This is a genomic window from Roseimicrobium sp. ORNL1 (assembly GCF_011044495.1).
In the GTDB taxonomy this organism is placed as follows: domain Bacteria; phylum Verrucomicrobiota; class Verrucomicrobiia; order Verrucomicrobiales; family Verrucomicrobiaceae; genus Roseimicrobium.
The window spans coordinates 3047186-3068890 of sequence record NZ_CP049143.1 but is presented as its reverse complement, the minus strand read 5'-3'; the positions used below and the strand labels follow the sequence as shown (position 1 = coordinate 3068890).

13 protein-coding genes and 2 pseudogenes are annotated in these 21705 nt (G+C 60.2%); 13 read left to right on the top strand and 2 right to left on the bottom strand.

The features are described from left to right. The first annotated feature begins 128 nt into the window (after positions 1 to 128). From G5S37_RS12395 to G5S37_RS12380, 4 genes are all read left to right on the top strand, one after another. Positions 129 to 896 (top strand): hypothetical protein, encoded by a 768-nt coding sequence (locus G5S37_RS12395; protein WP_165204299.1) that lies wholly within the window; start codon positions 129 to 131, stop codon positions 894 to 896. A gap of 42 nt (positions 897 to 938) precedes the next feature. After that, positions 939 to 1940: a MoxR family ATPase gene (locus G5S37_RS12390; RefSeq protein ID WP_165204296.1), complete on the top strand. Its 1002-nt coding sequence runs from the start codon at positions 939 to 941 to the stop codon at positions 1938 to 1940. Continuing rightward, entirely contained in the window at positions 1937 to 2821 is an 885-nt protein-coding gene (locus G5S37_RS12385) for a DUF58 domain-containing protein (RefSeq protein ID WP_165204293.1), read from the top strand. Before G5S37_RS12390 ends, G5S37_RS12385 begins: the two co-directional genes overlap by 4 nt. Positions 2822 to 2916: 95 nt before the next feature. Further along, positions 2917 to 3465, top strand: a complete 549-nt coding sequence (locus G5S37_RS12380; protein ID WP_165204290.1) for a glutathione peroxidase — start codon at positions 2917 to 2919, stop codon at positions 3463 to 3465. A 70-nt stretch (positions 3466 to 3535) separates the two neighbouring features. Here the strand turns inward: G5S37_RS12380 and G5S37_RS12375 are convergent, their stop codons facing one another. After that, positions 3536 to 4705: a DNA-binding transcriptional regulator gene (locus G5S37_RS12375; RefSeq protein ID WP_165204287.1), complete on the bottom strand. Its 1170-nt coding sequence runs from the start codon at positions 4703 to 4705 to the stop codon at positions 3536 to 3538. A gap of 197 nt (positions 4706 to 4902) precedes the next feature. Here G5S37_RS12375 and G5S37_RS12370 point away from each other — a divergent pair, with 197 nt between their 5' ends. From G5S37_RS12370 to G5S37_RS12360, 3 genes are read left to right on the top strand one after another with little or no spacing between them, the layout of a single operon-like run. After that, a complete protein-coding gene (locus G5S37_RS12370; protein WP_165204284.1) occupies positions 4903 to 5469 on the top strand; it encodes a DJ-1/PfpI family protein in 567 nt (188 codons plus the stop codon). 15 nt (positions 5470 to 5484) lie between these two features. Then, positions 5485 to 7296, top strand: a complete 1812-nt coding sequence (locus G5S37_RS12365) for a GMC family oxidoreductase (RefSeq protein ID WP_165204281.1) — start codon at positions 5485 to 5487, stop codon at positions 7294 to 7296. A 1-nt stretch (position 7297) separates the two neighbouring features. Continuing rightward, positions 7298 to 7954, top strand: coding sequence for a gluconate 2-dehydrogenase subunit 3 family protein (locus G5S37_RS12360; protein WP_206026421.1), 657 nt, complete (start codon positions 7298 to 7300; stop codon positions 7952 to 7954). Between the two features lie 102 nt (positions 7955 to 8056). Here the strand turns inward: G5S37_RS12360 and G5S37_RS32845 are convergent. Next, positions 8057 to 8200 (bottom strand): annotated as a pseudogene (locus G5S37_RS32845) (cysteine synthase A); the annotation flags it as partial. A 635-nt stretch (positions 8201 to 8835) separates the two neighbouring features. Between G5S37_RS32845 and G5S37_RS12355 the strand changes: the two are divergent. The 6 genes and pseudogenes from G5S37_RS12355 (at position 8836) to G5S37_RS12335 (ending at position 21551) form a co-directional block, all read left to right on the top strand. Beyond that, complete coding sequence (locus G5S37_RS12355) at positions 8836 to 16422, top strand: autotransporter-associated beta strand repeat-containing protein (protein ID WP_206026420.1); 7587 nt, start codon at positions 8836 to 8838, stop codon at positions 16420 to 16422. Positions 16423 to 16526: 104 nt separating this feature from the next. Next, positions 16527 to 16796: a DUF3601 domain-containing protein gene (locus tag G5S37_RS12350; RefSeq protein WP_165204275.1), complete on the top strand. Its 270-nt coding sequence runs from the start codon at positions 16527 to 16529 to the stop codon at positions 16794 to 16796. Between the two features lie 18 nt (positions 16797 to 16814). Beyond that, positions 16815 to 17465, top strand: a complete 651-nt coding sequence (locus G5S37_RS12345) for a DUF1345 domain-containing protein (protein WP_165204272.1) — start codon at positions 16815 to 16817, stop codon at positions 17463 to 17465. Between the two features lie 707 nt (positions 17466 to 18172). Next, positions 18173 to 18901: pseudogene (locus G5S37_RS32840) on the top strand (type 1 glutamine amidotransferase domain-containing protein); the annotation flags it as partial. Further along, a complete protein-coding gene (locus G5S37_RS32835; protein WP_343229937.1) occupies positions 18884 to 19555 on the top strand; it encodes an antibiotic biosynthesis monooxygenase family protein in 672 nt (223 codons plus the stop codon). The pseudogene G5S37_RS32840 and the gene G5S37_RS32835, both read left to right, overlap by 18 nt. Positions 19556 to 19718: 163 nt before the next feature. Continuing rightward, a complete protein-coding gene (locus G5S37_RS12335) occupies positions 19719 to 21551 on the top strand; it encodes an ATP-binding protein (protein WP_165204267.1) in 1833 nt (610 codons plus the stop codon). The last annotated feature ends 154 nt before the right edge of the window (positions 21552 to 21705 follow it).

Sequence of the window (21705 nt, the reverse complement as noted above, 5' to 3'; positions counted from 1 at the left end):
AGACGGCCAAGTCGCTCGCGAGATTGAACGCCTTCATTCGGCTAAAGCCGAAGCTACTTTGCCTGAGCCTTCGTCTGTGCGTATTATTCCTCGTCATACATGGGCTCTGCTTCAGTCAGGAATCAGCCGTGAAGCCATCCATCAACACGACCACTCCCCGCGTGTGGATTTTCAACGGCACCCCAGGCGATGACGAGCATCACGAGTTCTATGAAGCGAACCTGCAATCCCTTCGCTCCTCACTGACGCAACGCTTCGCCGTGCCTGCGGCGAACATCACGGTGCTGTACGGGCCCAAGAGCGCCGGCTACGACGGCCCCTGCACACGGGAGGCACTGCTCGCCGAACTGGAGAAGGTCGTGGCGCATACCAAGACGGCTGGAGCGGGACCGGCGTGGATCATTCTCGAAGGTCACGCCAATGGCATCCCCGGCGGCGCCATGTTCAATTTGCCAGGACCAGACGTCAGCATGCGCGAAATCGGCGCCGCACTGAAGGAATGCTCCCCAGAAGTACCGCTGCTGATGCTGGGCACCACCACGGTGAGCACGGACTTGATGAAGCGTGTCTCCGGTCCGGGACGCTACGTCATCACCGCCAGCTCTGCCGGGGACAAGGAGAGCGAGACCGAGTTTCCCCGTGCTCTGGCGCAGGCGCTGGCCGCCGATGCGAGCGATGCGAATCAAGACGGCGTGCTGACCTTTACCGAGCTCTTCCTCGCCACCTATGAGCAAGTGCTCGCCATCTACAAGAAGGGCAACTACGTCATCACCGAGCATGCGCAACTCGATGGCAACGGCGATGGCAAAGGCACCCAGCGTCCCGCGCCGGAGGATGCCGACCCTGCACAGCGCATCGGCCTCGCCATCGGCGGTGGCCGTCCGAAATTCGAATAGCACCTCTCCCCATTCGCTCCATCCCCACTTTCCATTCACATCATGTCCACCACCTCCACTCCCAGCGATCCCGTCGCCCGCCTCTCCGCTGCCCGCGAAGCGTTGAGGAATGAATTGAAAAAATGCATCGTCGGCCAGGAGGATACTGCCGAGCTGCTGCTGCTCACGCTGCTCTGCCGCGGGCACGCCCTGTTGCTCGGAGTGCCGGGTGTGGGAAAGACGCTCATGAGCGCCACGCTCGCGAAGGCCTTGCACCTGGAGTTCCACCGTGTGCAGTTCACGCCGGATCTCATGCCCGGCGATATCACAGGCACCGAGGTCCTGGAAGAAGACCCTGCCACCGGTCGCTACCGTCGCATCGTGATGCAGGGGCCGCTCTTCGCGAATGTCCTGCTCGCGGATGAAATCAATCGCACACCACCGAAGACCCAGGCCGCTCTGCTGCAGGCCATGCAGGAAGGTGAAGTCACCATCGGACGCGAGACGCATAAACTCCCCTCGCCCTTCCTCGTGCTGGCCACGCAGAATCCCATCGAGATGGAAGGCACCTATCCCCTGCCCGAAGCCCAGCTCGACCGCTTCTTCTTCTGCATCCGCGTGGAGTATCCCAGTCTGGAGGACGAACTCTCCATCGCGCTGAATGCTCCCGGAAACGCGCTCTCCACGGTGAATGCTGTGCTCGATGCGGAGGCGCTGCACGCGTTGCAAAAGACCGTGCAGGCGGTGCCTATTGCGACGGATGTGGGCCGCTATGCGGTGCGACTGGTATCCGCGACACGGCCACAGTCCGGCAGCGTCGCCGGAGTGACTGAGTTCATCGAATGCGGCGCGAGCCCCCGTGCCTCGCAAGCCCTCGTTCTCGCCGGCAAGGCACGTGCTCATCTCAACGGACGCGCTCATGTGGACTTTGCGGATATCCGCGCGCTTGCTCCGGCAGTGTTGCGTCATCGTCTCGTGCTGAACTTCCGCGCCCGTGCGGAGAAGACCGATGCGGATGCCATCATCGCGAGGCTGCTTGCTCACGTTCCCCAGGACAACGCATGAACGCCTCCGCCCCAGCAGCAGCGCACGCTGTGGAAGATCCGGAAGTCTTCCTGGCCATCGATGATCTCGACCTCGTCGGTCGCGGCCTTGCCGATGCCGTCTGGCATGGCCAGCACCAGAGTCTGCTGAGAGGTCCGGGCGTCGAGTTCCACAGTCATCGGCCCTATCAAGCGGGCGATGATCTGCGGCGGGTGAATTGGTCACTCCTCGCGCGTCATCACCGTCTCTACACCCGCGAGAGTCGTGCCGAGTCCCGCCGCCCGGTGCATCTGCTGCTGGATACCAGCGCCTCCATGTCCATCCATCACGGCCCCAGCTCGAAGCTCCAGTATGGCAAGCGCGCCTTGGCCGGAGCCGCGCACCTCGCGCGACGCCAGGGAGACGCACCTGCATTGCACCTGTCTGCCGATGCCGCCCTGCCTCCACGCAGCAGCGCCGACCATGTATCCGCCATCTGTGCGATGCTCTCACAGTCTTCCGCAGTGGGAGCCATCAGCATGGTGGATGCCTTGCGCACCTCACGCACCTTCTGCCGGCAGCGTGGTTTCCTGCTGTTCATCTCCGACTTCCTGGATAACGAGCAAGAAACGCTGGCAGAGCTCGCTGTCTACCGCGCACAGGGCCATGATGTCTTTGCACTCCAGGTGCTCGACCCCATGGAGGTTGCCCTGCCCGAAGGCGGTGACTTCGACTTCATCGAGCCCGAAAACAACACCCGCGTCCGCGCCGCCGCCGAGCCCATCCGTGTGGCCTATGCCCGAAAGGTAGCCGACTGGCGCGCCAGCCTTCGCCACCAGGCCGAGTCACACGGCATCCGCTGGCACAGCATCACCACGGCGGAATCCCTGGTGTCCACCCTGCGCACCTGGCTGGTTTATTGAGCCTTGCGTAGTAGGCTGACGATGCCACCGCAAATATCGGACGAGCGCTGGGTGTTTTGAAAGGTGGACGCGCCCGGGACGTCTTCATCCTCCTCATGAAACACATCCTGGTCACCCTCATGCTCGCTGCCACCGCCGCTCTCGGAGCGGAGAATCAGAAGCCTCTCAAGGATGTCCCGCTCAAGGACATTGACGGGAAGGAGACTTCCCTGAAAGCCTACTCCGGCAAAGTGCTGCTCGTCGTAAACGTCGCCTCGAAGTGCGGCAATACTCCCCAGTACAAGGACCTCGAAGCCCTTTACGAGAAATACAAGGGCCGCGGCCTCGTCGTGATGGGCTTTCCCTGCAATGACTTCGGTGGGCAGGAACCCGGCACGAATGAGGAAGTGAAAACCTTCTGCACCACAAAATACAACGTCAGCTTCCCCATGTTCGACAAGGTGCAAGTGAAGGGCGAACCAAAACATCCGCTCTATGAAGCGCTCACAGGGAAGAAGGGGGCCTTCCCCGGCGACGTGAAATGGAACTTCGGCAAGTTCCTCATCGGTCGCGACGGCAAGCCCATCCTGCGAATCGAGCCCAAGACCAAGGTTGATGATCCAAGCGTCGCCGCAGCTATTGAGCAAGCACTGGCTGCAAAGTAACCCGTACTCGCCTCCCTACCGTTTTCAGACAGCCGGAGTGAAAACTCCGGCTGTCTCTTTTTCACGAGGGTCACCTGACTCCGTTTCTGCTCCGAAACGCGCCGGGCGTCTGGTTATAGAATTGCTTGAAGACTGCCTGGAGATAGTGGCTGTGAGTGAAGCCGGTTTGCCGGGCGATGACGTCAATCGTGAGGTCCGTCTCGAGAAGCAGGCGCTCAATCTCGCGGAAGCGGATGCGCATGATCTCCTGCTTTGGTGAACGGTTCAAGGCCGCTTTCATGCGACGGTCGAGGGTGCTGCGCGAGGCGTTGAGTTTGCGACAAAGGTCATCGACGTTGATGCCGGTCATCGCGTTTTCCCGAATGAGACGTGCGGCGTGGGCCACGAGACTGTCATTGATCACCAGTTCATCGGAGGATCCACGCACGACAATCCCCTTGGGAGGGATGAGAGTCTCGCGACGGCGCGGCGCCTTGCCATGCATCATCCTGTCCAGCACACCGGCCGCCGTGTAACCCACGGTCTGGCCATCGAACCGGACACTCGTCAGAGGAGGCGTGGCGAAGGTACAAAGGGTTTCCTCATTCTCAGCACCCACGACGGCGACCTCCTCGGGCACGGCGACTCCTGCGCGCTGGCATGCCTCGAGAAGACGGACACCAAGCTGATCGTTGGCGGCAAAAACGCCGACCGGCTTCGGCAGTTGTGAAAGCCACGCGATGAGGCGGGCCTGACTCTGCTCCCAGTCTGCCACGCTGTCGGACTTGGTTTCGGGAAGTTCCGAGCAGTGGCATCCGCAGGACTCCACGGCGCTGACAAAATTCCGTACACGCTCGACGAAAAAGCTTTCGGATTGCAGGCTGTACACCGCGAACCTCCGGTACCCTCGCTCAAAGAAATGCTCGGCGACCGCGCGCCCGATGTGAGCGTTGTCGATGCCCACAAAGGGGCGCGTGCCAGCGAGCGCCTTGGAGCGCACCTCCACGGCAGGCAGGCCGGTGGCGGTGACGAGGTCCGCCATTTCCTGAGTAAACGTGCGCGTCAGAATCCCGTCGCCGTCCCAGTGCCGCAGCCATGCGGGAGGCGAGGAGTCCGGAGCGCGGAGTTCGAGGAAGGTGGACCACGGTCCATGCTCAGCCACGTAGCGGCGCACGCCGGAAAGCATCTCGCGAGAGAACGTGCGTGTCGTCTCAATGAGGAGTGCCACACGAGGAATGCGGCGGCGTTTTGGGATGCCCATGGGCGGAAAGTGAAGTGACGAAAAACCTGAGGTTCCCTGCACCATAGCTGTATTGGCGGCATCCGCCAAGCGGCGTATTGGAAGACATGAACCGTCGGCAGTTTGTCGCCCTCTCCAGTCTTGCCGTCGCAAGCTCCACCGGGCTCCGCGCGGCACACGAGACATCTCAAACTCCGACTCAGCACCCATCACCATCCATGACCAAGCCCAAAGTTCTCGTCATCGTCGGCGACGCCACAGAAACCGTGGACACGCTGTATCCGTACTATCGTCTCATTGAAGGTGGCTTCGAGCCCGTGGTCGCCGCGCCGGAGAAGCGCCGCTACCAGATGGTGCTGCACGAGGTGAAGCCCGGCTGGACCATCACGAAGGAGTGGGAGGGCTACACCATCAATGCCGACCTCACCTTCAAGGACATCAAGCCCGAGGACTACGCAGGCATCTTCTTCAGCGGTGGCCGCGCTCCGGAGTACATCCGCGAGGACGAGGACCTGTTGCGCGCCACACGCTGGTTCTGGGAGAACGGCAGACCCATGGCGAGCGTCTGCCATGGCGTCGAGATTCCCGCTCGTGCCGGCATCGTGAAGGGGCTGCGCATGGCGACGGTGGCGAAGTGCAAGTTCGACCTCGAGGTCTGCGGCGGCATCTACGTGAATGAACCGTGCGTCATCGATCGTCATATGGTCAGTGGCCGCACCTTCCACGACAACGGCCACTACGTGGGTCCGTGGATCAAGATGCTGGAGACCTTCTGCGGCAAATAACGGCCCCTTCACCCCATGCCTGTCATCACCTCCAAGACACTCAAAGACACCTACGATGTCATCATCGTAGGCTCCGGCGCAGGCGGTGGCCAGACGGCCTACACGCTGACCATGGAAGGCGTGAAGGTGCTCATGCTGGAGGCCGGGCGTTCGTTTGATCCCGCGAGTGAAGTGGCCATGTTCCAGCTGCCGAGTCATGCGCCCCTGCGTGGCGTGAGCACACCGGACAAGCAATACGGTTTCCACGATTGCTCCATCAACAGCGGCTGGAACATTCCCGGCGAGCCCTACACGAACGCGAACCCAGAACCGGCAAATCAATTCCGCTGGTGGCGGCAACGCATGATGGGTGGCCGCACGAATCACTGGGGCCGCATCTCGCTGCGCAACGGTCCTTACGACTTCAAGCCGCGCACACGCTTCGGTGCGGGGTTTGACTGGCCCATCGGCTACGAAGATGTCGCGCCGTACTACGACAAGGTGGAGATGCTGGTAGGAGTGTTCGGCACGAATGAGGGCCTGGAGAATTCACCCGATTCATCGCCCGGAGTATTGCAACCGGCGCCGAAGCTGCGCGTGGGCGAACTGTATGCGCAGAAGCACGGCCGGAAGGTCGGCGCGAAGATTGTGCCCATCCACCGTGCAGTGCTGACGCGGCCACAGGATGCCGACACGCTGCCGGCAAAGCTGCACCCGAAGAATGCCAAGGCGCAACGCATCCTCGCCGAACACATGCGGATGCGGGCGCCCTGTTTCTGGGCCACGGACTGCCATCGCGGCTGCGCCATCCGCGCAAACTACGATTCTCAAACCGTGCACCTGCGGCCCGCACTCGCGACGGAGAATCTCGACATCCTGCCCAACGCGATGGTCCGCGAAGTCACCATCGACAAGCAGGGCAAGGCCACTGGGGTCACGTTCATCGACAAGACGAACGGCCAGGAACGCCATGCGGCAGGACGCGTGGTAGTGCTGGCGGCGAGCTCACAGGAATCGGTGCGCCTGTTGCTGAACTCCAAGTCGGCGCTGTTCCCCCATGGCCTCGCAAACTCCAGCGGCAAGGTGGGCAAGTACATCACCGATTCCGTTTCCAGCAGTGTGGGCGCTCACATACCGGCGTTCGAGAATATGCCGGTGCACAACGAGGATGGCGCAGGCGGGCCGCACGCCTATGTGCCGTGGACGCTTCATGACCAGAATCGAAACGGTGAGCTGGGCTTCCCCGGTGGCTATCATCTGGAATTCACGACAGGACGGCAGATGCCATCGCTGACCGTGGTGAATGGCATTGACCGGCTCTCCGGCGATGGTGGCACCGTCTATGGCAAGAAACTCAAGGAGGACGCGCGGCGCTTTTACGGATGCAACCTGGGCTTTGGAGCACAGGGCACCATGCTGCCGAATGACGGCACCTACTGCGAACTCGATCCCACCTTGAAGGACCAGTGGGGCATTCCGGTGCTGCGGTTCCACTGGAAGTGGACGGACTTCGAACTCAACCAGGTGCGCCATCAGCAGAAGTTCATCAGCGAATTGCTTCAAGCGGCGGGTGGCACGGTCTCCCCCAAGGGGGACGCCGACATCTTCAAAACGATGAAGCCCGGCGGCTCGGTGATTCACGAGGTGGGAGGAGCCATCATGGGCGCGGATCGCGAGACCTCAGTGACGAATCAATGGAGCCAGACCTGGGATGTGAAGAACCTGTTCCTCGCGGACGGCGCTCCCTTTGCCAGCACCGCAGACAAGAATCCCACCCTCACCATCATGGCACTGGCCTGGCGTATGGCCGACCATTTGATGGATGAATTGAAGAAAGGAAATATCTAAGATGAGCACGCCAGTCGACCTCCCTCGCATGGACCGCCGCAAGGCCATCCAATGGATGCTCAGTGCCGCGGCCACGGTCGCCGCCCGCGACACCGGCCTGCACGCCGCAGAAGGCGCCACCGCTACCCCACCCCTGGCGAAAGGTTATGGACCCGACCCGAGCATGGTGAAGGTGTACCAACCAGGCGACGTGTGGCCGCTCACCCTCACGGAGCCACAGCGGCATGCGGCACGTGCCTTGTGCGATGTCATCATCCCGGCAGACGAGAGTTCGCCGAGCGCCTCCGCCGTGGGGGTGCCCGACTTCATCGACGAATGGATCAGCTCGCCCTATCCCGCCCAGGCAGCCGACCGCCGCACCGTTCTAGAGGGCCTGAATTGGATCGATGGCGAAGCGAACCGCCGCTTCAAAAGGACCTTCGCCGACCTCACGAGCGAACAGCAGATCACCATCTGTGATGACCTCAGCCAGTCGACAAAGACAAAGCCTGAGTACAAGACAGCCGTGACCTTCTTCAAACGTTATCGCGATCTCACCGCCGGAGGCTACTACACTACCGCCGAAGGCATGAAGGCCATCGGCTATGTGGGAAACAAAGCATCGGCCACCTTCGATGGTCCTCCTATCGAGGCGCTCAAGCATGTGGGGCTGGCGTGATGCCCCTTCGGCAAGCCAACTCCCTGCGAGGGGCCGCCGGCGGTAGGCGCGGAGCCTTGCCAATTAGTCACACTGCAATCGTGCGTCTGAAAACCGAGTCGCCTATGCTGTTCGCAAACGGGCATCCTCCGCAAGTGCAGTCGACAAATAGTGTTCCCCCGTACTGCAGCCCACAGTAACAATGAGCTTGCCCTTGTTCTCGGGGCGTGATGCAACTTGGAGGGAGGCCCACACGTTGGCGCCTGTAATCTCGAACCCCCGAGAACATCGCTGCGACCCCCTCACCAGGTTCTCTGCTGCAGGGTCAGCACCGTCCCAACATTTTCACGCTGTCGGCAGCACTGCCGGGGTCTCATGTTGCTGCAAATGGTGTCGAAGAATTTGACAGACCTAAATCCTACTTCATTAGTGTAATATGAACGAGACGGTTTTCCGGACGAGTTCACTGCCGATCCGAATTCGGAAGGCGACTGCCAAGCCAGCCCTATACCGATCTTAAACGTCGAAGGTAAGGGACACCCCCCTCGTGATGCCTGCATCGCAGCGCGTCCCGACGTCTCTTCATGCCCCTTCTTCGCGATCTCCAAATTCAGTTCGGCATCATCTTCCCACTAGGCTGGCGTCACCGCCTCCCACGCAGCCGCCGTTTGCAGCACCGCATCAGCCGGGCCAATCGGGCAAGACTCGCTCTCCGAAGCGAAGAGCCTCCGCGCAAAACGCGCGCGCATGGGCAGATGCAACAGCGAGCCCACCGCCCCGCTCCCCATCACGCCCTTCGGAGCGCGCCCGAGCGCCACTAAGTGCGCGACACACGGCCGAGCCGCGGGTGCCACATCGCGCCCGCAACATTCCCTCACGAGACATCTCTCCTCCCCGTCCTCATGCGCCCCCAGTTTGCTCATCGCCTTTCTCTTTTCGCACTCATCCCTGATTGGCTTCGAAGTGGTCTATTACTCGCACTGCTACTTGGCGCGTTTAGAGTAGCGCCCGCCCAGACACTCTACTGGGATGTGAATGGCACCACTGCCGGTGCGGGTAGTGCTACGCCGACAGGAAGCTGGGACCTGAGTTCCTTCCGTTGGAATGACCTGCCTGGCACCGGTACCACTGCGCTGTGGGGAAACACCGGTCTCGAGACCGCGGTCTTTGCCGCAGGAAATGATGCCACCGGAAGTTATGTGGTAACCTTGGGCAGCGGTGGGAACCTCAACCTTTCTGCACTGCGGGTGAACACGGGCAGCGTGACGCTGACTCCAGCCTCCGCGTCTGATGCCCTGGACTTTGGAGCGGTCAATGGAGCCCTGCATGTGGCCTCGGGCGCTTCTCTGCGCATCAATGCAGCAGTTAGAGGTACCTCTGGCATTACCAAGACCGGAGCCGGTGCACTCACCGTCTCTGGCGCCAATGTTTTCACCGGCGCAACCACGCTGCAAGGGGGCCAAGTGACCTTGGATTACGTTTCAGATAACACCAGCAAGCTCGACAGCAATGCCGCACTCACACTGGCAGGCACGCGTCTCATCATCACGCCGAATGAAGCGGCGGATACGGTGCAGTCCGTCCTGAATACCGTGATCAACGCAGGCAGCTCCACCGTCACGGTGAACAAGAATGCCGCAGGGAACAACACCACACTGCACCTGAACGGCATCACGCGGACTTCCGGTTCGGTGCTGAACATCGTCTACGGAGGCACTGGCGCAGGTATCGCTGTGGCCACCACGGACAATACGAATACCAACGGCATCCTGGGAGGATGGGCCACGTTCAACGGCTCCACCTGGGCGGTGAATTCCTCCAATACCTCCGATGGCGCCATCGGCGGTCTGGCCACGTACACCAATGATACCTTCGCCGCAGGCAACAACACAGACATCACTGTGGCAGGGGCAGGGCCTGGAAATGCGGTGCTGACGACAAACTCTCTGCGCTTCAACCAACTTGGCACGAAGACCCTGGGCTTGGGAACCGGAGCAAAAACCATCACCTCTGGCGGCATCCTCATCACCTCACAGGTGGGAGCATTCACCACGACAATCAATGGCTCGAACCTGCGCGCAGCTTCCGGCGCGGATCTCATTTTCCATCAGCACAACCTCTCTGCGGATGTGATTGTGAATGCCATCATCACCAATCAGGCCGCCGGTGGACTGGTGAAGACGGGTGGTGGCGTGCTGGTACTGGGTGGCGTGAACACCTTCACCGGAGGAGTGGTGGTGAATCAGGGCGTCCTCAGCGTCAGCACCGTGGCAGATGGTGGTGTCACCAGCAATCTGGGCGCCGGCACCACTCTCTCACTCGGGGATGGTTCCACCTTTGGCACGCTGCTCTTCACGGGTACCTCAGGGAGCACCAATCGCACCGTGACTCTCGGTGCAGCAGGTGGTGTGGTAGCGGTGGCTTCATCAAGCGGAACACTAGTCCTCACCGGTGTGCTCGACGGCACCGGAAGCTTCACAAAGTACGGCCCTGGCACCCTCACCCTCGCCGGGGCGAACACCTTCACCGGCAGCACCACCATCTTGGGTGGCACGCTGATTCTCGATCTCACCACGGCGAACAATGACAAGCTGAACGCTGCATCCGCGCTCACGCTGAGCAGTGGCGCGCTCTCACTCACTCCAAATGCGGCCCAGGACATTACACAAAGCGTGCAGGGCGCCACGCTTCTGAGCGGTGCGAACACCTTTACCGTGACCAAGAACGATGCCGGGAACAACGCGACCCTGAATCTGAACACGATCACCCGGAGCGGATCCTCTACTGTAAACTTCACCTATGCAGGTACCGGGGCAGGCGTGGCCTCCATCACCACGGACAACACCAATACGAACAGTATTCTTGGCGGCTGGGCCACGATCAATGGCACGGACTGGGCGGTGAACAGCAGCAATGCCGCTGATGGCCGCATCGATGCACTCAGTGCTGCCTCCTACTACACCACCACCACCGGCGGGAACACTCAAGGCAACTACGCGAACAAGCACGTGGATGTCACCTCCTCCCAGACATTCGGTGGCGCCATCACACCCTACACTTTGCGATTCAATACCGCAGGCGCATTCACTCTGACGCTGACCGGGAACAACAACATCCTCAACGGTGGCATCCTCGTCACACCCAACGTGGGGAACAACGCCGTGGTCATCACTGGTGGCAATCTCCGTGGTGCGGCCAGCGGCGAACTCATCATTCAGCAGCACAACACGGCGAATACGCTGACCATCAGCTCGACCATCAACAACAATACCAGCACCAAAGTGGTAAAGACCGGCCTCGGCACTGCCATACTCGCCGGTACGAATTCATTCACGGGTGGCCTGGTGGTGAATCAGGGCAGAGTCGTGGTGAACTCAGCCCTGTCCAACAATGCTGCCAATGCCATCATCATCCGCAATGGAGCCACGCTCAGCTACAATTACGACTTGGGCAACGCGGTCATCCCAGTCAATCCGCTGACCATCGAAGCCGGGGGCGTGCTCACCAATGAAGCTGCGGGGCAATACGGTACTCTGGGAGACTTCACCCTGAGCGGTGGCACATTGACTTCCGTAGGAGGACGCAATGCCAACTTCCAGTCGTGGGGCCTGCGCGGCACGGTGACGGTAAATGGAGATGTCACCTCCACCATCCACTCTACCAATAACTCCACCTCCGGTGTTCAGCTGGGCCACAACACGGTGGATACAGTGACCTTTGACGTGGCAGACGGTGCCTCCTTCACGGACCTGCTCATTTCCGCCAGCCTGAGAGATTCCCGCAATGTGGCCAATGATGCCTTCAGACCCAGCTCACTCATCAAGAATGGAAGCGGCCGGCTCCTTTCGTCTGCTGCCAATACCTTCACCGGAAACGTCACGGTCAATGCCGGCACCTTGCACTTCACCGGCACAAACACCTTCGCTGGCACCGTCACGGTGAATGGCGGCGTGCTCCAACTGGCAAATACCACGACCTTTGCGAACGGTGCCACCATCAATGGAGGCGCTCTGCTGGTCACAGACTCAGGCACGCTGCAGAATGTCTCCACCAACGTCTTCACCGTGAACAACGGTGGCAGCCTCATCTTCGGAAAGAGCAACGTCTTCGGGAACTATGCCGCAGTAGCCAATGCTCCCATCGTGGTCAATGCGGGTGGTACCGTCACCAATCAGGGCGCCTTCTTCAATATCCTGGGTCCGCTGACGCTGAATGGCGGAACCCTCAACAGCGTAGGCGGCTCCGGCACCTCTCTGCCCTCCTGGGCACTCAAGGGCAATGTCACTGTGAATGGCGGCGCGGTGACCTCCACCATCTCCGGCTCAGGCACGAATGCCGGCGTCGCCCTGGGAGAAGCTGAAGTCACCGAAGTGATTTTCGATGTCGCTGACGGCGCAGCGGCCACGGACTTGCTCATCAGCGCCGCGCTGTGGAATGGCCGGAATACGGCGAACACCGAATTCCAAGCCAGTTCACTAATCAAATCAGGAGCCGGTCTGCTGACGCTCTCCGCAGTGAATACCTACACGGGCACCACTCATGTACAGTCCGGCACTCTCGCTCTCGCGAGCACAGGAAGCATCGCCAGCAGTGCACTCATCAAGATTGACTCCGGTGCCGTGCTGAACGTCAGCGCCCACGCGTCAGGATACACGTTGGGAGCATCGCAGACACTTCAGGCGGGCCGCACCACCGCGCCGGGAACGGATGTGCTGGGCTCCCTCGTGAACAACGGCACCCTGAACCCTGGTGGCGACTCTTCTCCAGCCACGCTGACCATCGATGGTAATCTCACCCTGCAGGATGGCGGCACCATCCGTTTCGATTTTGGAGCGGCCGGCACTGTCGGAAGCGGAGTTAATGATTTGATCACCCTCACCGGCATTCTGAATGCCAGCGGTATCACCACGATTCTGGCGCCATCCTCGGTACCCGTCAGCGGAGTGACCTACCGGCTGTTCAGCGCGGCTTCCTTTGGTGCCGGTTTGTCCGCTGCGAATTTTGCCTTCGGCAGTTCAGGCACACGACAGACCTATACCTTCGATACCACCACCACTCCAGGTGCCGTATTGCTCACCGCCACGGGTTCTGCTGCCGACCTGGTATGGAAGGGCAATGTAAATCCCCACTGGGATGTGAACACGACAGCCAACTGGACCGGAGCTCCTGACCAGAAATTCTTCAATCTGGATAACGTCACGTTCAACGACACGTCCACCGTGGGAGATGTGCTGGTCGACGGCTATGTCCAGCCGCTCTCGGTGACCGTGAACAACAGCACCACAGCCTATAGCTTCACCGGCACCGGGAGCATCGCCGGCACCACTGGAATCCTGAAAACCGGCACCGGCACACTGACCATCGGTTTGCAGAATACCTTTTCTGGCATCGTGGATATTCGCGAAGGGGTGCTGAGCGCGGATACGGTGTCCCACGCCGGTACTGCCAGCGCTTTGGGCGCAGGCTCGAAGATCGTGCTCGGTGGAGCAACCACCACCGGCACGCTGCGCTATACCAGTCCTGCAGGCGCCATCATGAATAAGAGCATCCAGCTTGAAGCCGGGGGTGGCCGCATCGAAGTCGTGGAAGCAAGTTCCTCCCTCGCGGTCAGTGGCGCCGTCAGTGGCAGCGGCAATCTGCAGAAGACTGGAGCAGGCATCCTCTTCTTCTCAGGACTGAATGACTACACCGGCACACTCACCATCAGTGAAGGCATCTTCCGCGCGGGAAGTGTGAGCGCTTTGGGAGACACGGCGGGGGGCACCGTCATCCAAAATGGAGCCACGCTGGACGTCTTCGGATTCAACTTGGGCTCGGAACAAATCCAGGTTTCCGGCAGCGGGGTGAACGGCGCAGGCGCGATCGTGAACAACGGTGGAGCCCAGCAACTCAATGCGCTTCGGTACGTGACGCTCACCGGTGACGCCACCTTTGGCTTCGGAGCGTTCCGCTGGGACATCCGTGGGGACGGCACCGCAGGCACATCCACTCTCGACCTGGCAGGTCATACGCTGACCAAGATTGGCTCTGGATATGTCGGAATCGTCAATGCCGCCGTCAGCGAAGGAAACATCGCCATCAATGAAGGCACCCTCGCCTTTCTGCAGGGCACGTCCGCAACTGGCAACGGAACCATCACCATTGCAAACGGGGCCACCATGAGTGTCGGCAACTACAATGTGGCCATCAATATCACCCGGGCCATTGTATCGAAAGGCGGCACCATTGCTGCCGAGGGCGTGGCATCGCAAAGTCCCATGCTCGCCTCTCCGATCACGCTGGAAAGCGGAACCACCACCTTCACCAGCGCCAATCCCGCCTTCACCTTGAATGGCGGCATCTCCGGTGCAGGCAACCTGGTGCTCTCCACCACCAACAGCGGAACGGTGACCCTGGTGACGAAGGCAGGCGATGTCCTCGGTGGAACACTTTCCACAGGCAGCGGCACCACCATCAATATCGCCGGCACTGGCACTGTGGGGAGTTTCACCGTACAGGGTGCAACGTCACTCACGGGTGGCACGATTCGCTTTGACCTCACGAACAATGCCTCCGCCGGGAACGATCAATTGCTGCTGGGAAACAGCCTTTCCCTCACCGGTGTGACCACGATTCAGGTTGCGGCTCTCAATTCATCCCTGCTGACCTCTTCCGGAAGCTACACGTTGATTAGCGGCATCACCTCACTCACTGGCGACGCTTCAAATCTGGCCCTTTCTGGCATTGTGGCAAATACCCGCCAGACCTTTGCGCTGGACACCACTTCCACACCAGGAAGTGTGCTCCTGAAAGTCACGGGAAGCATCGGCTCTCTCGTTTGGTCTGGTCCCGGCACCTGGGATGTGAATAGCAGCCAGAACTGGAATGCAGGTGCGGAGAAGTTCTACAACTGGGATGCCGTCACGTTCAATGACACCTCCGCCTTTGGGACTGTCGCGATTAACAGCATTGTCACGCCTTCCTCGGTCACCTTCAACAATAGCAACACCGCCTACGTCCTCAGCGGCTCGGGCAATATTGCGGGTGCCGGTCGCCTGGTGAAAGACGGTACCGGCCTGCTCACTCTCAGCACGGCCAATACTTATACGGGAGGCACCTTGATCCGCGCCGGTGAAGTGCGTGTCACCACTGCGACCGCCTTGGGAACCGGGGCCGTGGTTCTGGGTGATGAATTCACGGGCAGTAATAGTATCGCCCTCTATCTCGATACCAATCGCATCCAGTTCGCCCGAGCCATCACGGTAAGCAGCCAGGGTACAGGTACGGTCACCTTGGGAAGCCGCAGCACCGTCACCGGCACAGGAGACAACAACAACTTCACCAGCATCACCCTCCAGCGCAGTGTCATCTTTGACTCCAATGCGGCTGCCCGCACCGACTATCGAAACATCACCGGCACAGGCGACATCCGTGTGACCGGCACGGGACGGACCATCCTCGGAGGCACAAACACCTTCGTGGGAAATGTCACCGTAGCCACCAACGGCGCCGGTTACCTCCAAACGGGAACTGGTGAGACCACAGGCACCAACTACATCCCGGATGCCAGTGATGTGACCGTGGAAGCTGGAGCTCGCTACACCCTCGGCAGCGTGGCTGAATCCATCGATGGACTCAACGGCGCCGGCACAGTCAATGTCACTGGCATCAATGGCACACTCACCGTCGGTGCTGGCAATGGTTCAGGTGACTTCAGTGGTACCCTCGCTGATGCGGGTGCGAATACGCTGGCACTGGCAAAGTCCGGCACAGGCACCCAGATTCTCTCAGGGATGAATACCTATACGGGAGGCACCACGGTGAATCAGGGAACACTGCTCGCCAACAACGTAGGCGGCTCCGCGACTGGCACCGGCCATGTGGTAGTGAGAGGCTCCGGCAAACTGGGCGGCACAGGAACAGTGGGCTACACCGGTGGCGTGCTGACCAGCAACATCACCATCGGTGATGGGACGAACGCAGCCACCCTGTTCGTCGGCAATGCATCGGGGGATACGACAGGAAAGGTCCTGACCTTGGGCACCGGCAGCGAAGACAGCACAGGCGTCATCACGCTCGCCGATGGCAGTGCCTTTGAGTTTGATGTCTTCGGTGCGGGCGACAGCGACAGGCTTGCACTCTTCAGCAATGAGGAGGTCGTACTGAATGGCTCCCTCCATATCGTCAACTCCACCGGAGACGCGAACTTCTTCCTGAATGCCACATTCGGCACCTGGCAGCTCTTCGACTGGTCCGGCGTGCTCACCGAAACAAACTACCTCGGTGGATTCAGCAACCTGAACGGTGCCGCCCAAGGCAATGGCCTGACAGACCTCCCGCAGCTCGGCAGCGGCTACGCCTGGGACTGGAGCGGTCTCTACACCACCGGCCAGATCTCCATCGTGACGGCTGCCGTTGTTCCCGAGCCCTCACGTGCGCTGCTTCTTCTCGGCGGCATCAGCATGCTGCTCCTTCGCCGCCGACGTGGGGCAGGTTTCAAAAAGCAATAGGCTCGCGGAGAGCGGAGCAGCCCGAACTATTCCTCTCTCCAGAATCTATTTGAACCTGGAAGGCGGCGCCAACATGATGCAGCCGACTGACCGTCTCTCCGTCCATGGCATCCAGCTCCCCCGCATTCACGGCCTCGGATCTCGTTCCTGGCAAAACCTATCGTGTGGTGAAGGAGTTCCTCGACTATGACGGCCTCCTTCACTCCCCCGGCGAGACGTGGACGTTCGTGGCAAAGAATTTCCTTCCGTACGACGACGGCCTGACCATTTACACGGAGCACCATGGGAGGAATGGCATCTTCCGCCTGCAATGGCGGCCGGAAGCCCAAGCTTCCATCATTGATTTCTTCTCTGAATTTGTGGTAGAGGTGTGATGGCTGCCCCTGATCCTCATGTTCCGCGAACTGCGTATCCGCCTCGAAAGGAGCGTCGCTCCTCCCCGGTTTCTCCTGTTTGGGGCCATCTTTGTGTGCACCGCCGCTCTCGCCGGTGTGCTGTGGTCGGATCCACGTACCGCACTTCTAGGTGGCTTTGATGCGGCGGCCCTCATTTTCCTGGTTTCACTGCTGCCACTATTGAATGACGATGCTGGTAAAATGCGCCATGCAGCGCAGGTAAATGATGTGAACCGGCCCGCAATGCTGGCCATCACCGTCCTGATTTCCCTCGTGCTCCTGTTTGCCATCGGCACACTCATCGCCAGCAAGGACTCACACCCATGGCAGGAAGTGACTCTTGTGGTGGGGACGCTGGTTCTGGCATGGTTTTTCGCCAACACGGTCTACGCACTGCACTACGCGCATCTCTATTACCTGCCGGGGGACAACGGAGATAGGAAAGGGCTGGGGTTTCCCAATACCACCGAGCCCGACTACTGGGACTTCCTGTACTTCAGCTTCACCCTTGGTATGACCTTCCAGACCTCCGACGTCAGCATCCATGGCCCACACCTCCGCAAAGTCGTGCTGGGCCATTCGATGGCCGCATTCCTCTTCAACATGGGAATCCTCGCCTTCACGGTGAACGCGCTCGCCGGACCTTAGAACATTTTCATTAAGACTATAGCCATAAGTGAGGCGAATAAGGCCGTATTCGTCCCGGAAGGACGCTGGATGGTAGCCGGTGGTGAAGGCCTGTAATCAGGCCGGGAACCACCGGACCTCACCAGAAGAAGATGTCCGCGTGCCGGAGGTACGCCGGAAGGAGTGATGCGAAGTGATGAACGCCGACCACAGCCAGTGCGTTGGCATGCGGGACCAGGTGGTTACCACAGACGCGTTTGGTGTGATGTCTCATGCGACACCTTCCGCCATCCCTCCGGGACGGAATGATGGTTGGGTGGGTGCGTGATCCGGTGGTTCCCGGCCTGACACCCCCAAGCCATCATCCATCAAGTCGAAACAAGACGTCGCAAGCCCGGGCCAACAGGCCTGGTGGAAACGGCGAGCCCTCGTCAGTGAACGGCAATATTTCGTTGCCTGCGAGATTCCGCATCCATCCCAGCAGTGAATCGTTCGCGGAAATAGCGCTCACGCTCAGCGCATAGCGCGAGTGAAGTGTGGTTGGCATGGAATCTGAGCATCTCACACGCACACACACGAAACCGGCAGCGCCCGCACAGCGTGACTCTCCTCACCAAACCAAGCCAGACCACAACACAACACAACGCATGAATGCTTCCCCAGAGAGAAACTCCAGCACGCTGACTCCGGGCTCCAGAAGCGGGGCGGTGATCACGCTCGCAATCCTTATGGTCATCACGAACCTCGCACCCACACAGGCACAAGCGCAGGCGCAAACATTGGAAAAGCAGAAGGGCAAGGTGTTGTTTGCAGTCACCAGCCATGACAAAAAAGGGGATACCGGGGAGCCCACAGGCTTCTACCTGTCGGAAGTCGCGCATCCCTGGGAGGTGCTGGTGAATGCCGGCTATGAAATCGACTTCGTAAGTCCGGAGGGCGGGAAAGCGCCCGTGGACGGCTTCGACCTTGCGGACCCCATCAATCAGAAGTTCTGGGAGGACAAGGTGTACCGGGACAAAATCGAGCACACGAAGAAACCTTCGGAGGTCGACCCCAGGGAGTATGTCGCGATTCATTTCGCCGGAGGCCACGGCACCATGTGGGACTTCCCCGACAATGTCGCCCTGGCGAAGATTGCGGCCACGATCTACGAGAACAACGGCATCGTGAGTGCAGTGTGTCATGGTCCTGCTGGATTGGTGAACATCAAGCTCTCCAGTGGCAAATACCTGGTACAAGACAAGAAGGTCAACGCCTTCACCAATGAAGAAGAGGTGGCAGTGAAGCTGGATAAGGTGGTTCCGTTTCTGCTCGAGTCGAAGTTGACCGAGCGTGGCGCCATCTTCGAGAAGTCTGCTCCTTTTCAATCTCACGCCGTCGCCGACCAGCGACTAGTCACGGGACAAAATCCCCAGTCGGCAACGGCGGTGGGGAAAACCGTGCTCGAGGAGCTGAAACACATCGCCGTGCAGGGAAAGCTCACCCGCTATTCCGTGAAGCCGGAATCACACGAGGCCTTCCGCAAGGCACTGACAGACTACGTGACGCAAGCGCGAGATGAGGAGGGCAACATTCAAGCGGAGGCTTTTTCAGAGCAGGACAAGACCGCCATCTTCTGGCTCATCGAACGATGGAAGGACAGGAACGAGCTCCAGCGATTCAGCAGCAGTCCGCAGGCAAAAGCCATGGATGCGCTGAAGTCCGAGGCGCTGGATGCCAAAGAGGAGACTTACCATGTGAAGGACTTGGAGCCACTCTCGAAGGAGCAGTGGCGCCGGACCCCACGAGCGGAGGACCAACCACTCACGGTGATGCTCTTCGTCGATTCGAAACCAGGAACACAGCAGACCTTCATGGATACGTATCACGTGGCCATGCCGCCGTTCCGCGGTCAGCCAGGCGTGGTCACTTATCAACTGTCACGCGTGGAAGGCGAGGACACGAAGTTTGTCACCTTCGAAAAGTTCCGCAGCAAGGACGCTTTCCAGCGCCACCTGGACTTCCCGCCCATCAAGCCGGTGCTCGCCTATCTTCAGACGAGCATTCAGAAGCAGCCCTTCCAGGCAGGGCTTCACCTCCTGGTCGAGTTTGCGCCTGCTGCGCGCGAGTGATTCGCGCCGGACACTTGTTCCAGTGGCGTCTGGGAAACAAGATGGAGCAGTCCCCGTGACACACGATGCAGCAGGTCGCACTGGTCTATGGTCACCATGTTTCGCCACACTCATTCGTTGGCTGGTTGCTTTGAGTCGCCTGTAGAGGATAGTCCACGCGCCCATGCTCCCTGTAGTTCGCTCCTGTTTTGACCGTTGGCATCACTCGCTCGCATGGCTGTTTTGCTGCGTGCTTCCCATCGCGAGTCTGGTACCAGCTCAAGACGTCCAGGCGCAGTCGATTCCCCTGTCTCTGCCTTCCCAGCCCAGCGCAGAAATCATTGAGGTCGCCATTGATGGAGAAATCTTTCCCACGCTCGGGATGCCATCCCTGTCCTTGCCGCCCGCGATTCGACGGTTCGCCGTCTACATGAATCCGGGTCAGCCGCGGCGACGGAAGTACATCCTGGAGGGGATTGATACGCAGTGGCGCGAAAACACCTGCCAGATGGGTATCCGTGTTCGCTTCTTCAATGACAAGGGCGAGCCGGTGGAGCAGGAAATCGAGAGTGTCATTGGTGAAACCGCCGAATGGAATGGCAGCTTGGAGAAGCCTGTGTTCGAGCCGCGGAAGGCGACGGTCACCGCTCCTCCGGGTGCCCAGCGTCTCTGGCTCATCATCACCTCAGGAGGAGGCCCTCCGGATACCTTGGGCACGCTGCTGGTGAAGGACCTGAAAATCACGCGCACCCGTGGCGGTGAGACACCGGAGGTGGTCATGCGCGCCCCAGTGGGAAATGATACGCGCTTCTCCCCGGTGCTGCCTGCGCCGAATGGGTTCGTCGCCGATGGCATCCGCCCGAAAATGGCCCGGCTCCTTACCCTCGCGCCAGCATCGGGTGATGGACAAGGGGACCAGTGTTTTGCCCTCATCGATGATGACGTGGGCGCGCATGCCGAATGGCGCACGGTGAAGGAGGATGCTCTCGCAGTCATCGAGGGTGACCAACTGGAAATCGAATGGAGTCAGGCTCACAGCGTCGGCGGAGGAACGCTCTCCGTGCAGGATTACAACAATCCCGCACCAGGGAACTACAAGCTCCGCGTTCAGCCTGTGGATCTGCAAGGAATGCCCAATGGCGCGGAGACCACCCTGATGATCTCCGTGCTCCCACCCTGGTGGAAGCAGAAGTGGGTGTGGACTCTGACGGCCCTGGTCGTGGGCGCACTGGCCTTCGCGTTGAGCCGCTACATCGCGCATCAACGCCTGCGTGAAGAGCTCAACCGGATGAAGGAGGTCGCGCTGCGCAAGGCAGAGGTGGAAATGAATCGCATGGCGCGCGCGACGACTCTCGGTGAGTTTACAGCGTCCATCGCCCACGAGATCAGCCAGCCCCTCACGGCAATGACCACCAATGCGAGCACCTGTCTGCGCTGGCTGAGTCCGGAGCGCTGCGATATTGACGAGGCGCGCGCCGCCGCCCAGCGCATCATTGGCGACGGAGATCGTGCGGTGCAGATCATCATGCGCATCCGCGCCCTGCTCGCGAAAGACAAGCCTATCCGTGAGTCATCCAGCATCAATGCGGTTATCGAGGAGGTTCTACCGCTGCTCACCACGGACATCCGGAAACGGGGCGTGAAATTGGAATGCGACCTCAGTGACGACCTTCCGGAGGTGGCGATTGACCGCGTGCAGATCCAGCAGGTGATCATGAACCTCGTGAGAAATGGCATCGACGCCATGAACGGCATCGCAGATCGCCCCCGTGTGCTGCGGATTCGTACCGGGCGCGAAGCGGAAGCTGTCTCCGTACAGGTGGAAGACACCGGAGTGGGCCTGAGCCCTGCCACGATCGAGCGCCTCTTTGATCGATTCTTTACCACGAAGCAGGAAGGGCTGGGCATGGGACTCGCCATCTGCCAGTCGATTGTCACATCCCATGGAGGACGCCTCGTTGCCCGGCCCAACGAAGGCCACGGCGCGACGTTTGTATTCACGCTACCGATCGAGTAGTGGTTCAGGGCGGAGGTCGTGGTTTCACCGCGCAGCCACTCTCCCTTGCCCGAGTTCCGTCCGCCAAACACGAATCGTTGCACCGGGGCAGCGAACTTTCGTTCGCCTCCAAAATATCGACATTGATCGCGGAGTCAGCAGAGGGCTCTTAACG